The organism is Candidatus Aminicenantes bacterium, from assembly GCA_011049425.1.
GTDB lineage: Bacteria > Acidobacteriota > Aminicenantia > UBA2199 > UBA2199 > UBA876.
The window spans coordinates 1-13937 of record DSBM01000075.1; the positions used below are offsets into that span (position 1 = coordinate 1).

11 protein-coding genes are annotated in these 13937 nt (G+C 54.5%); 5 read left to right on the forward strand and 6 right to left on the reverse strand.

Annotated features, from left to right (window positions below):
- Positions 1 to 128: 128 nt before the first annotated feature.
- Positions 129 to 944: a hypothetical protein gene (locus ENN40_05125; protein ID HDP94728.1), complete on the forward strand. Its 816-nt coding sequence runs from the start codon at positions 129 to 131 to the stop codon at positions 942 to 944.
- Positions 945 to 1264: 320 nt separating this feature from the next.
- On the opposite strand, the gene ENN40_05130 is transcribed toward ENN40_05125, so the two are convergent.
- The 3 genes from ENN40_05130 to ENN40_05140 form a co-directional block, all read right to left on the reverse strand.
- Positions 1265 to 2044 carry an enoyl-CoA hydratase gene (locus ENN40_05130; protein HDP94729.1) on the reverse strand — a complete coding sequence of 260 codons (780 nt, stop codon included), beginning with the start codon at positions 2042 to 2044 and terminating at the stop codon, positions 1265 to 1267.
- Between the two features lie 43 nt (positions 2045 to 2087).
- The gene (locus tag ENN40_05135) at positions 2088 to 3197 is read right to left on the reverse strand and encodes a DUF2891 domain-containing protein (protein ID HDP94730.1); all 1110 of its coding nucleotides are present in this window, start codon (positions 3195 to 3197) and stop codon (positions 2088 to 2090) included.
- A 125-nt stretch (positions 3198 to 3322) separates the two neighbouring features.
- Positions 3323 to 4801 (reverse strand): mechanosensitive ion channel, encoded by a 1479-nt coding sequence (locus ENN40_05140; GenBank protein ID HDP94731.1) that lies wholly within the window; start codon positions 4799 to 4801, stop codon positions 3323 to 3325.
- Positions 4802 to 4861: 60 nt separating this feature from the next.
- Between ENN40_05140 and ENN40_05145 the strand changes: the two genes are divergently transcribed.
- From ENN40_05145 to ENN40_05155, 3 genes are all read left to right on the forward strand, one after another.
- Complete coding sequence (locus ENN40_05145) at positions 4862 to 8080, forward strand: peptidase (GenBank protein ID HDP94732.1); 3219 nt, start codon at positions 4862 to 4864, stop codon at positions 8078 to 8080.
- A 125-nt stretch (positions 8081 to 8205) separates the two neighbouring features.
- The gene (locus ENN40_05150; protein ID HDP94733.1) at positions 8206 to 8751 is read left to right on the forward strand and encodes an HDIG domain-containing protein; all 546 of its coding nucleotides are present in this window, start codon (positions 8206 to 8208) and stop codon (positions 8749 to 8751) included.
- Between the two features lie 23 nt (positions 8752 to 8774).
- On the forward strand, positions 8775 to 9842 hold the full coding sequence (locus ENN40_05155; protein HDP94734.1) for a hypothetical protein: 1068 nt from the start codon (positions 8775 to 8777) through the stop codon (positions 9840 to 9842).
- A 142-nt stretch (positions 9843 to 9984) separates the two neighbouring features.
- Here the strand turns inward: ENN40_05155 and ENN40_05160 are convergent, their stop codons facing one another.
- The 3 genes from ENN40_05160 to ENN40_05170 form a co-directional block, all read right to left on the reverse strand.
- Entirely contained in the window at positions 9985 to 12156 is a 2172-nt protein-coding gene (locus ENN40_05160; protein HDP94735.1) for a HAMP domain-containing protein, read from the reverse strand.
- A 286-nt stretch (positions 12157 to 12442) separates the two neighbouring features.
- A complete protein-coding gene (locus ENN40_05165) occupies positions 12443 to 12718 on the reverse strand; it encodes a hypothetical protein (protein HDP94736.1) in 276 nt (91 codons plus the stop codon).
- Between the two features lie 723 nt (positions 12719 to 13441).
- Positions 13442 to 13633, reverse strand: a complete 192-nt coding sequence (locus ENN40_05170) for a hypothetical protein (protein ID HDP94737.1) — start codon at positions 13631 to 13633, stop codon at positions 13442 to 13444.
- 198 nt (positions 13634 to 13831) lie between these two features.
- Between ENN40_05170 and ENN40_05175 the strand changes: the two genes are divergently transcribed.
- A partial coding sequence (locus ENN40_05175) for a methionine sulfoxide reductase (protein HDP94738.1) occupies positions 13832 to 13937 on the forward strand: 106 nt, incomplete at its 3' end.

The following is a 13937-nucleotide window of genomic DNA, read 5'->3' on the forward strand; positions in this document are numbered from 1 at the left end:
CTCCTTTCCTCTCTTGACAAAAGCGGCCGGATCGGCCAAGATTCTGCATGCGCCGTTTAACACTTCGCCTCACAGTTCTTTCCTGTTTCCTGATACTCTCGATACCTTTATGCAGTTTAAGCGGAGAGGTGGATGCCGCAACCCCCGGCCGGTTCATGCTCAAGCTGAGTCTAGGTGGCGGCCGCCTCAATCTGGACGATATATCCGCGGTGGTTCGTGAAGGCGAATCCAGCGCGGCTACCCGCGTGCCGGGCGGAACCATGGTTCCGGGCAGCGGTATTCCGGAACCGGGTCCCTGCTACGATGCCGGCGCGGAGCTTCTGGTTTTTCTCTCTCCCCGCTGGGCGCTGGGACTGGAAGTCGCCTTGAACGGCAACACGAAGATGGGGCAGGTGGGGTGGATGGGTAGCGAAAATACCGCGGCGAGGCATGCGTCTGAAGTGCGCCACACGGTGGTGCCCATCCGTTTGAGCGCGCGTTACTTTTTGGGGCGGCGGGGATTTCGCGCCTATGCCTTGGCAGGTGCGGGCCTTTATCCAGGACGTTTGAACCTGATTCAGAAAGACCAGGTGCGCTCAATCACTGAGGAAAGCCTGATGCTTTTTGTCGCTCAGGGCAGGGGAACCGCTGTGGGGCTGCACGCGGGTGTGGGGGCCGCCTTTCCCTTGACGCGCCGTTTGCGTGTCTTTGTGGAAGCAGTCGGGCAGTCGGTACGGATTGCGTCCTTGAACGGCGGCGGCATTATCCAGGACCTGAAAACCGGATTGGATGATTGGAACCAGGGGGAGTTCTGGGTTGTTACCTTTGAAAGGGGGGGCAGGGTCGGTAAAAAGGTCGTTGTCGCTTCGGAACAACCGGATGATCCAACCATCCTGCAAGCAAAAAAACTGGAAATGGATCTGAGCGGCTGGACCCTGCGCGCGGGTATAATAATCGGGCTGTAAGGTTGGGCCGGTGACGCGGGAAAATACATAAACAACTTCTGCTCATTCTCTAATCAAGCCCTTTAACCTGTATTTCTCACAACGATCTGCTCTAATGGCGGATATGGCCGCATTAACAGTGTTATGCTCGGTTATTCTTCTCAGCCATAGCGCTGCTATGCCTCTAAGGAATTCCTGTTGCATGCCTTGTCACTACAACCATCTGCGCCATTTCGTGACAATCCTTGTGAGAAACGCCGGTTAAAGAGTATTGTCGTGGTGGCCGTGTTGAAACGGATAATCTCTGATTATGCGGTTATACGCATCGGCCCAGGTCCAGGTCATTGGAAGCGGGGCGGGCGTTTTTCCAGAAAGGCGGCGATGCCCTCGGCCTTGTCAGCTGTGGCGCAGGCAAGTCCGAAACACTCCGCTTCGATGCGGCAGCCATTTGCCAGGGTAGCATCCAGACCACGGTGAATCGCGGTTTTGGCGAATCTTACGGCCGTCCGGGACTTGGACGCGATTTCTTTGGCCAGCGACATGGCGGCCGGAAGCAACTCTTCGGGGGGATGGATTTCATCAACCAGGCCGATACGCAGGGCTTCCGTTGCAGAGACCATGGCTCCGGTGAGGATGAGTCGCATGGCTTTGCCCCTGCCCACCAGGCGGGCCAGGCGCTGGGTTCCGCCGAACCCGGGAATCAGCCCCAGGTTGATCTCGGGCTGGCCCAGTCTGGCCGAGGTTGCGGCCAGGCGGATGTCACAGGCCATGGCCAGTTCACATCCGCCCCCAAGGGCAAAACCGTTGATGGCCGCGATTACCGCGAACGGCGAATCCTGGATTGTCTGCATCAGGCGTTGGGACCTCTTCGCATGCGCGCTTCCGGCCGCCTGGTTCATTGCGGCCAACTCACGGATGTCCGCGCCGGCGACAAAGGCTTTTTCTCCGGCACCGGTCAACAGAACGCAGCGGATCGATTGGTTTGATTGTTGATGTTGGAAAAAAGACTCCAGCTCAACCAAGACGTCATTGTTCAAGGCGTTCAGGACCCGGGGGCGGTTGATGGTCACCTTGACGACCGATTCCTCTTTTTCCACCAGGATGGTCTGGTATCTTTTCATACTTGTCTCCGAATTGGTGTATTTTCGCGCACGGTTGACGGGGTTACTCAGCGGTCAAGAGAAAGACCGCGAAGGAAGCCAGCCAGTGTTCGCCGGCATAGTCGCCACTGGTTACATGGGTCAGGGCGGTTTCCGCGTGGCGCCGCGCGGCTACGAGCAGAACTGGGCGGCAGGGGTGTTCCGATGTCAGGGACGCAGCAATGCCGCGCATGCACCAGGCGCGGCTCAGGTTGAGTCCGTCGAGGTGAACCAGCTTACCGTCACTGCGATCGGTGACCGTGGCCGTATTGAGCAGGGCGGCGGGTTCATTTTGGGCCAGGTTGGGCAGGAAGGCGCTGAACCACAGCGAAAATTCGCCGCGCGACAAAACCCGGCGCATCAGGTCCGCCTCCATCAGGCAGGGAGAAAAGAAATCTTCGCCCCCCGGTTCCCAGGCAACGGGACAATTCCGGTCCGCCAGAAAATAGGTTCGGGCGCGTTCCACCAGCAGGGTTTCCAATTCCGTGTTTTCGACCGTTCTGGCGTAATCCAACGCCAGCGCAATGCCGAAAGCGGTGTTGGGATGCACGCCGGTACGAATGGGATAGGTTTGTTTGGGCAGGAAATCCAGGTACCGTTCCACAATCGTGGTTTCAAGGATGCGAATGCGTTCACGCCAGCGGCGGCCGTCGGCGTCGTCCCAGGTGTGGAGTTCGGCGGCCATTTGCAGCAACCAGGCCCATCCGTAGGAACGCTCAAAGGATTTGCGCCCTTCTTCGCGGAAGTAGGCGGCCTCGGCCCGCAAAGCCGGCTCGGTAAGATTCCCTTCCAGGGCGGAACGAATCCTTCCGGCTTCGGGCAACTCGGGGAACCGGCGCAACAGGCGCACCAGCATCCAGTGTCCGTGAACCGCGGAATGCCAATCAAAGCAGCCGAAAAAAGCGGGATGCAGGCGTTTGGGGGGTTGCACCTCATCGCGGCTGCGCATCACGTGGCCCGGCTTGTTGGGAAATTCCCTTGAGATGCATCCCAGGGCCAGGTCGGCGAAACGCGACGCGGTTTTCTGGTTTAAACTGAACGCATCCGCTTCAATCCGGGGCGGAGCGGAGTGCACAATCAATGGAATCACCAGGGCCAATGTGATTACGCCGGCAATGAATCTGAAAAGACGCATGAAACTCCTCCGAAAATTGTGTTCCTTTGTTAGTTTACCACAATTGAAATGGATGCGGTTGATACCGCAAAAGTACTATCTGGACTTTTCCTCTGCGCGGATGAGAGCGTTGCTTGATCAGCCGGCTAATGAATTCCGAAATACTTGATAATCCTTTCCAGAAGCTTGCCTTTCGCGGCGGTTTGCGATTTCGTGATGACGGCGGAACCGTTTTCTTTACGGAGCTTGCTGGTTTCCTGTTGGCGAAGTACGATCACTTCCGCGAATTTTTCGGCCAGTTCGTGGTTCATCTCCACCACGCTGCGGAACAACTCAGCGGAAATCGCCAGCAACTTGGTTTCTTCAGATGCATAGACCGAAGCATTGGCCATTTCCCCGGTCACGATAGAGATCTCGCCGAAAAAATCCCCTTTCTTTAACAATGCCACCCTTGACCGGTTTTTGACCACCTCGACCGTACCGCTTACGATCTGATAAAAGTAATGGCTGTGAGATCCTTCGTGGATGATCAGCTCGCCTTTGCCGAAGAGAACTTCTTCTGTTTTTGCGGCGATTTCAGCAAACTTTTTCGGGTTTAAAACCTGCAGGATCGGGATTTTACCCAGGATCTCCGCTTTCTCGCTGTTTGATAGCATAGTGGCGGCTTCCTGCCTGATGTAGACGTTGCGAATCGGGAAGGGGATCTCAATGCCGTTGCGTTTAAAGGCGTACCAGACTTGGCGTCTGATTTCGCCGGCAATGTGGTTGCGTTCAGCATAATCACGGATCGCGTACCGGATCTGGTAAACAATGGCGCTCTGGTCGAAATCCAGCACATAGATATTGTAGGCGGGTTTTTTCAGAACCGCATCGCAGCCGTCCAGGACTTGAGATATCGTCGTGATTATGAAATCGGGAGCGTGACGATAACTGACGCCGATTTCCATGCGCAAAAAGTAATGGCCCTGCCCATCGCCGAAAAGCTTGATATCACCCTTGGAGGCGCTCTGGTTGGGAATGATCAATTGGTTTTTATCCAGGTCACGGATCACGATGGAGCGCCACCCGAACTGCACAACCTGGCCCTGATTTTCATTGTATTCAATCCAGTCGCCCTGCTTCAGGATGCGTTCAAAATTCAGGGTAATGCCGGAAAAGATGTTTCCCAGGATGTCCTGCAGGGCAAGCCCGATAACGATGGTGAGTACGGCGGAAGATGCCAGGAAAACGGTAATTTTGATGTCTAGGTAGAAGTTGAAAATCAGCAGGATGCCGGTGAGGTAAAGAAGGAACATCACCACGTCTTTCAACAGCCGGGGTACGGAGAGGAGACGTTTGGCGAAAAAGTAGTCAAAAAACAGCAATCCGATCGATTTCACCACCAGGTGCAGCAAAGTAACCAGGAAAAATAGAATCAGGTAGTAGCGGATCCGTTCGACCTGCATAAGGAAAGTGGCGGCGATTTCCGCATCCAAAAGGACCAACAGGAAAGAGAGGACCAGCAGCGCGAAATAGGCGAGGTAGGTTTTGCGCACCAGGTTGGAAAAGGCCAGGATCTTGGCCAGCAAAAAGTTGAGTACAAAGCCAAGTAAAACCGCCGCGACCATGATCAGGCTGAGTTTCATACTGAATTTTAGTCCGAACGATTCAGCCTGTCAATCTGAATTTCCCCAAGTGCAGCGTGTATGTGTAACTACCCGCCACTTTTTCAACTTCTTTCCTCTTCAACTCTCCAACACTTCAACTGTTTTTCTCCTCCAACTTTCCAACTCTCCAACTTTATTAAACATATGTGTGGGTTGTTTCGTATCAACCATTTCCGGATTCCTCTATTGGATCAGATTGAAGGGGCACCATTGTGTCACAGCTTTAGACGGGTCCACGTGAGGTGCCGGTGCGGAAAAGGAGGGAATATGCGAAAATCCATCTTGGTACTGGTCGCGGCAACGGCCATCCTGATTGGGGGATGCGGCTCCGGCCAGGAGGACATGAAAGTGGGAGACATGATCCACGGATTCAAACTGGTAAAACAGCAATTTGTCAAGGAACTGGACGCGGACTGCTACCTGTTTCAGCACGAAAAAAGCGGCGCGGAACTGCTGAAAGTGGCGGCGAAAGACGACAACAAGACATTCAGCATCGCGTTCAAAACACCGCCGCCGGATGATACGGGGTTGCCCCACATCATGGAACACTCGGTCCTGAACGGCTCGGAAAATTTCCCTGTCAAGAGTCCGTTTGATGTGCTGATGCAGGGCTCGCTGCAGACTTTCCTTAACGCCATGACCAGCAGCGATTTCACCGTCTATCCTGTGTCCAGCCGCAACATGAAGGACTATTTCAACCTCATGCACGTTTACCTGGACGCCACCTTGAAACCGTTGCTGCACAAGGATGAACGGATTCTCAAACAGGAGGGCTGGCACTTCGAGCTGGAAAACCCCGACGCTCCCCTGGTGTACAAGGGCGTGGTCTACAACGAGATGAAGGGCGCCTTTTCTTCGCCTACCCGTCAACTGGGCTTCCTGCTCTATCGCCAATTGTTTCCGGACAACAACTACGGCAAGTCCTCCGGTGGATGGCCCGCTGCTATCCCCGAACTGACCTACGAACAGTTCAAGAATTTCCACAAACGGTACTACCATCCCGCCAACAGCTATATCTTGGTGTATGGTGACGCGGATATGGAAAAGGAATTGGAGTTTATCGATGCCAACTACCTGTCCGGGTTTGATGCCATTGAAGTGGACTCCGATATCCCTGTGCAGGCTACCTTTAAGGCGCCGCGCACGGTGCGGGGAGAATACGGGGTTCCCGAGGGCACAAGCACCAAGGGGCAGACCTATCTGGGCTGGGCCACGATGTATGGGCGCAATACGGACCAGGAGACGACTATTGCCCTGGATATCCTTTCCGACGCACTGGTAAACAATGAATCCGCGCCCTTGCGGCGGGCTTTGCGTGAAGCGGGTATCGGCAAGGAAGTCAACGCTTATGTAGACAACATCCAGCAGAACGTGTTCCAACTCACTGTGCAGAACGCCGAGGTCGGAGACTTGGAAAAGTTCCACCAGGTAGTGAAAGCCACGCTGGAAAAAGTGATCGCCGACGGGTTTGATCGCGATGTGCTGGAGGGCTTGATCAACCGCATGGAGTTTCAGCTGCGGGAAGGACGCGGCTCATGGACGGGCATCATGGCGGCAATGGGCAGCCTGCCGGGCTGGATGTTTGCTGATGATCCGTTTATTTCCCTGGAATATGAAAAGCCGCTGGAATCGATAAAAGCCAAAGTGGAAAATAACTACTTTGAAGACCTGGCGAAAAAGTCACTGCTGGACAATCCCCACGCCGCAACAGTGGTGCTGGAACCCGTACCAGGCCTGGAACGCAAACGCGCCGAAGCCGTTCAGCGCGAACTGGCCGAACGCAAAGCAAAGATGTCTGAGGAAGAGATCGCCAACCTGGTGAAGGAAACAAAAGAGCTGGTGGCCTACCAGCAGCGTGAAGATTCACCGGAGGCCCTGGCCACCATTCCCTTGTTGGAAATCGGAGATATAGAGAAAAAGGAAGAGGAATACGTCCTGAAAAAGCAACAGGTCGAAGGCGTAGACCTGTTGGCCTACAATGAATTTTCCAAAGGCATCGTTTACCTGGACTTCTATTTTGACGCCTCAGCGGTACCTGTGGATCACATCCCATATCTGCAACTTTACAACGAACTGCTGGGAATGCTGGATACAAAAGAGTTGGCGTATTCGGACCTGGAGAACGAGATCAATCGCCACACCGGCGGCATCAACACCCGGGTTCAAACTTACCTGGTTGAAAGGGATGACAACCGCATGCAGCCGTATTTCATGCTCAGCGGCAAGGTAATGCCCGGCAAACTGGACAAGTTGTTGCATCTGGCCGATCAGCAGTTGAACCATACTTTGTGGGAAACGGATCCCGAACGGCTGGAAAGCCTGGTACGGCGTATGAAAGCGCGGGCGGAGATGATGCTATCCCGGAACGGTATGGGGACAGCCGCTTTCCGCCTGTTTTCCTATTTCACCAATTCCGGGTCCTGGCAGGATCGAACCAATGGATTGGAATACTACCGCTTCCTTGCCGAACTGACCAAAAACTACGACGCTCGCAGCGAAGAGCTGGTCACCCGACTCAAAGAGATCCATGATCACGTGGTCCGTCGCAACGGCATGTTTGTTTCCGTGGTTTGTCATGAAGACGACATGACCGGAGTAAGCAAAACCCTGCCGCCATTCATCAAGGGCTTTTCGCAACGGGATGTGGAAAGTGTTGCCCTGGAATTCCCCAAGCAGGCACTCAATGAAGGCTTCAAAGACGCATCCAAGGTCCAATACGTGCTCAAAGGCTATGATTACAAGCAGTTGGGAGCGGAGTACAGCGGAGCCATGGAGGTTTTGCAGCAGGTGCTCTCACGGGTCTACCTGCAGAACCGTATTCGTGTGATCGGCGGCGCCTACGGCGGTTTCGCACGCATCGAACCTTCCGGCGCATTGGCGTTTTTCTCTTACCGGGATCCCAACCTGCGCAAGACTGTTGAGAACTACAAGCAAGCCGGAGAGTTTCTGCGCAAGTTCGAGCCGACTGAACCGGAATTGCGCCGACTGATTATCGGCACCATCGCCGGCCGCGATCGCCCCCTGACGCCCCAGCAGAAAGGCCGGGTGGCAGTCGAGCGCTACATTACACAAATCCCCCATGCCACGCTGCAGCAAGAGCGGGACGAGATCCTGACCGCCACGGCGGAACAGATTCGTGGGTACGCCGACCTGATCGACAAGGTCATGGAGCAGGAGTACCTGTGCGTAGTGGGCAACGAGAAAAAGATCGAGGAGCAGAAGGACCTGTTCAAGACTGTTACCAAGTTAAGAGATTAGTCTGTATTCCCGCCCGGGAGCGGCGCGGCCGCTCCCGGGCTTTTTATCCCGCCATAACCTCCGCCGCGCCCGATTTGCCTTTCAACCGTCCGCGATGCTACCATAGTGCCGGAGGCGATCGATTCATGAACAGAACAGAAGCCCTGAAACTGGTCAACCAGCACCTGGAAAATCCCAATATGGTGAAGCACTGCCTGGCGGTTGAGGCCTGCATGCGTGCCCTGGCAACGCGATTCGACGGTGATCCGCATACCTGGGGACTGGCCGGCCTGCTTCATGACCTGGATTATGCCTTTACGGCCGACGATCCAGACCGTCATGGCATCCAGACCACTGAAATGTTGGCGGATTACGACCTTTCCGCCGACATCCTTCACGCCATCAAGGCCCACAACGGCAAGGCCGGACTGGATTCTTTGATGGACATTGCCCTGTACACCACGGATCCCACTACCGGATTCATTATTGCCTGTGCCCTTATGCACCCGGACCGCAAGTTGGCCGCGATCGACCTGCGTTTCATGCAGAAACGTTTTAATGCCAAGGCTTTCGCCCGGGGAGCCGGCCGCGAACAAATGGCGGAATGCCGGCGCCTGAATATGAACCTGGATGAGTTCCTCAACACCTGCCTGGACGCCATGACCGGTATTGCCGCTGAACTCGGACTTTGATTAATTACACATAGGGGTGAGGGATGAGCCGCAAACACGCAAAAGATTCCCCGTCATTGCGGGGAGTGGAGCGTTGGACCCGATTTCTCGGTGCCGTCACACGCTTTTTGTGGATCATTGTAGTGGTGGTGCTGCTTGCCCTGGTCGGACGCCGGCTTTTCTTCAGCGGTGGTGATGCAGCAGACGGGCGTCCCCGGATCCAGACCAAGCCGGTGGTGGAAAAGGTGGATTGGACTCAAGTTGATGCTGAAGTGGCCAGGGTGCTGCGCAACGGCCGCACCGCAGCGGCGGAATTTGCCGGGCAACGCTTGGATCAGTGGATCGCCGCCAACATGGAGCGGGTGGACAGTGATTTTCTGCCATGGTACTTCAACTACTGGACCCAGCAGGAACTCGGCCTCAAGAGCCTTCTATACCAGGTGGTTCACTGGGTGGACAGCGGCACACCCTCGGCGGCGGAACGGGTCACCCGGCGGGTTCAGGAAGAGTTCGCCGCCCGGGTATTGCGTCCCCAGGTGGCGCAGATGGAGTTGGAACGGCTGGTCAAGGATACGGTGGCGCTTTACTCCGAGTCGGTTCGCTCCGGGCTGGACGTGGTGGCCGGGCGCTATGACATCCATCCCGCTGAATGGGATCGCTATATCGCTGATGTGGCCGTGATGGTGCGCCAAGCCGAAACGGGGCGAAGCGTTTCCCTGTCCTTAAAGGCCATGACTGCGGTTGCCGCCGGAGGCGCGGTGGTACTCTACCGCCTTTTGCGGCCGGCCATATCCCGCTTGACCGCACGCTTGTCGGCGCGCATGGCGGGCCGCGCCGCCACGAAAATGGCCTCAAAAACGGGCGCCCAGGCGGCCGCCAGGGTGGGCGGGCGCTTTGCCGGCGCCTTGATTGCCGTGGGGGTGATTATCTGGGACGTCTGGGATCACTACAATACCAGAAAGCAGGCCCAACCCGTCTTGCGCCAAAACATCGTTGATTACTTCTCGGAGTTGAAACAAGCCCTGCTTAACGATCCTGAGCTCGGCGTTGTAACCGTTATCGCGGGCCTGGAGCAGAAACTGGCGGAACGCAAAGAGAAGACGGTTCAATAAAGTTGAAAAGGGAAGAAGTAAAAACAAGGTGACAGGTAGCAGGAGACAGGAGACAATGCCGGGCCTCTTGCCCATTGCCAATCGCCAGGTGCTTTCGACTTTCAACTTATTGTCCCCTGGCCGTTCTCTCCACTCGCCTCTACTACGCCGGGATTTCAATGATAAAGCGAGAGCCATGGGGAGTATCGTCCACCACGCTGATCTGGCCGTTATGTTCTTCGATAATGTTGTGGGCGATGGCCAGACCCAGGCCCGTGCCCGTGCTTTTCTGGGAAAAATAGGGGGTAAAAAGCTTTAATTTGTCTTCGTCGCTGATGCCCGGCCCTTCATCCGCGATCTCGATGCGCGCGAACTGGCTCTCCTTAATGTAACGGGTGAGGATCTCAATGCGTCCTTTCTTGTCCATGGCGTCCACGGCATTGTCGATAATGTTGACAAAAATGCGCTTGATCTGTTCGGTGTCGATCTTCATGATGATGGGCATCTCAACATCCAGGTTCACGTCGAAATCCACGTTGGCGTAGATTGAGGAATAGACGTTGACCAGCTTCTCGAGGATCAGGTTGATATCACCACGTGTGAACTGGATTTTGGGCAGTCGCGCGTAGTTGGAAAACTCTTCGGCCAGCTTGGAGATGGAATCCAGTTCCTGCAGAATGATGTGCAGGCTGTCTTCCGTGACCTTGCGGAATTTGGCGTCCGGCAGGTCCAGGGATTTGAGGATGCGTTGGGAAGAGATCTGGATGGGGGTGAGGGGGTTCTTGATTTCATGGGCGATGCGCTTGGCCACTTCGCGCCACACCAGCAGGCGCTGGGCGCGAATCAACTCCGACAGGTCGGTGAGTACCACCAGGATACCGGCAAACTTCTTATTGACCGGGTTGCGGATCTGCGTGATCTTCATGGCCAGATTGAGGATGCGGCCGCGGATCTTGATGTCGACTTCTTTTTCCATGATCTTGAACTTGGATGTGAACGCGCGTTGGATAAATGAACGGATCTCTTCATAAGGTTCGTCGGAAAAGAGGTCGGAGTAGTGCTTTTTTTCCACGAAGCGGGACTGAAATGCCAGCATGCGCCGCGCTTCGGGATTGATGTCGGCGATCTCTCCTTCGGGGTTGATGGCGATCACCCCGGAGGTGATGTTTTTGAGGATGGTTTCCGTCAAGCTGCGGCGTTGGCGCAGCTCCATGGTACGCCGGTTCAGCTTTTCGCGGTGTTCGCGCAAATCCGCGGTCATGCGGTTGAACTCGATCACCAGGCTGTTGAACTCATCATTGGATTCATAATCGATCTTGACGTCGAGGTTGCCGCGCGTGATTTCCGCCGCCGCGGCACTCAGTTTCTCAATGGGAACGGAAATTCCCTTGGCCAGGTAGAAGCCCAGCCAGGAAGCGGCGAACACGATCAGGATGGTGATAAAGATAAACAGCAGCAGGTAGGTGGTCTTGACCGGATCCTTGATCGATTTCAGTTGCGTGTAGCGGTTCACCATGGCCGAGAGGCGCTTGAGGTTGTCGATGTAGTCTTCGGGGTAGAACTTGCCGGTGATCAAGAGGATACGCCGGTTGGGGGAAACGTCGAATGACACGCCGCTGCGGATCAGTTCTCCCCCCTTCATGGAATCCACTTTAATAAAATCACTGCTGCCCAGGCCCCGGTACACCATCTCCAGGGGCAGGTTCTTGTACTCCTGCAGGCTGATAATGGGGTTGAGCAGGGTGAACGTTTCGTTGTGGTTGTCGTAGATGTTGATGATGTCTACGCGGTACTCCTTCATCTTTTTTCGCATTTCGTTGCGCAACCAGATGCGGTTTTCATAGGTGTACATGCGGAAATTGCGCACGTCGGTGGCAATGATATCAGAGAAATGTTTGAGTTCCTGCTTGGCTTTTTCGTAGTAACTTTTCTCCAGCTCCGTTACCTGCTGCATGATGGCGTTGATGTCGGTGTTGAACCATTTTTCGATGCCGCGGTTGAGCAGGTTGGTGCCAAAGAAAAACAGCAAAAGAGTGGGAACAATCGAGAAAGCGATGAAAAAGAAAACCAGCCGTTTCTTGAAGGGGCCGCCGGCGTATTCCCGGGATTTGCCGAAGTACATTTTGACGATGTTGCGAATCAGCATGAACAGAAAAGTCAGGCTGAACAGGATGATGATGGTCCAAAGGGCGATGATCAGGGCGGTACTGTTCACGAACAGGGGTGAGACGTTCTCAGTCTCGTTCATGAAGATGCGGATAAAGGCGTAGAGGACAAAGAAAATGGCCGCGCCCAATACCACCAAGCGGATGCCCCGGATGTTGTTCTGACCCATCAATGCTCCCTGAACGAAACGGGTTTACTCTACCATTGCCTCCAATGCCTTGTCAATGCGCGCAACGCTTGCTTCCCTGGTGTTCAGAGAGTATACATGAGACATGACGATTCTGGAATGGATTCTTCTGGCGGCGGTTCCGGCCGCGGTAGTGGTTCTGGTGGAACGCTTCATCCGCTAGGAACGCCGCGGTTCAGAAAAAGACGAGAAATACCCCTCTCTGTGCGGCAAAAAACGTTAATCCCACGCGCCTGACGTCGGGGCCTTGTCAGATCCACGCTTGGGGTTAAACAAACATGAAACGAATGGCTTGGGCGGATACATCCACTACCGAGATCTCACGCTCCCTTATGGTTAACTGCCGCGCATCTCTGGGCCAGTAAAGGTTGAAAGCCTGAGAATTATTTCCCTGGGTCTGGATCAGTGCCAGGGAAAAGGTGTTTGGTCCGGGCATGCCCGCGTAAACCAGGCGCACCTGGGTGATCATGCCTTTTTTCAGGAACACATCTTCCCCGACTCGTAAATTGATTTCCTGCATGGTTTGCATTTTCTTTTCAGTCATGTTCAACAATCGAGGCCCGGGGTTAATACCCCTTGAGCATGGTGGCCAGCAACAAGAGCAGCCATGCGCCGCCCATGACCCAGAAGCCGGTGTTGACGCCTAGAACGGCTGGATCGATAAAATGAGAGATCAGTGCGGCCAGGGCCAGGATGGTTGAGAATATCCACAATCCCTTGCGTGGGGCGTTCAGTCTCATGGGGCCTCCTTGGTGTGTCAACCCAATGGTATACATAGGAGGACGGTTTTTCAAGGTGAACTGATTTTAAATCCAAAATTCTAAATCCCAAACAAATCCCAATGATTCAAAATCAAATTAACCAAACAAATGCGTCCGTGTCATTGAGGGGCCAGAAGCACTTGTCATTTGTCGTCATTGGCTCACTGCGTTCGCGACATTGGTGTCATAATAGCAAAGTGCAACATGAAAAACTGAGTCGAAAGTTGAAAGTCGAATACCCGTTCGGGCATAAAGAGTAAAAAGGCAAAGCCCGGTGATAGCACGAGGGAGTCATAGTGATAAAGAAACCGGCCAGGCAGTTCAGACTGGCCTGACCGAACTGTGATGAAGCGCTTATAAGCGCTGTGATGATAGGTGCCTGTGGGAAATGGCCAGGGGTGATTGGCAATGGGCGAGAGGCCCGGCATTGTCTCCTGTCTCCTGCTACCTGTCACCTTGTTTTTACTTCTTCCCTTTTCAACTTTCCAACTCTTCAACTTCTGATTCTACCTCATCCCCAGGATGCGGGCGGGAAGGGTGATGACGGCCCGGAACAATTGAAAAATCCCGTCAACCGCAATGCCCAGCAAGCGCAAGGGCAATAGCAACAGCCAGACCAGGGGAAATAGCACAAGGCCCAGCACGGCGATGGGCCAACACAGAAACAACAGCAACAACCAGAGCAGGAACGTTCTCATGTCAACCTCACTCTCTGAAATCAATACGTTGGCGGCGAGTCCAAAGTTCCCGAAAAGCGCCCCACTTGAAATATAACCAAAATGATCATATAATATGGACGGATCCCCAAAGGAGATCAGGATGTGCCAATTGAAACATATATCTGCGTTTCTGGGGCGGCCAATTGTCATATCCGGCATGGTGTCAATTCCACCTCCATGGATTTCGTTCCGGCAAAACGGGTACAGCGGGCGGTGTTTGCCGCCGGCTGTTTCTGGGGAGTAGAGTACTATTTCCAGAAGATTCCCGGGGTGCTCGAGACCA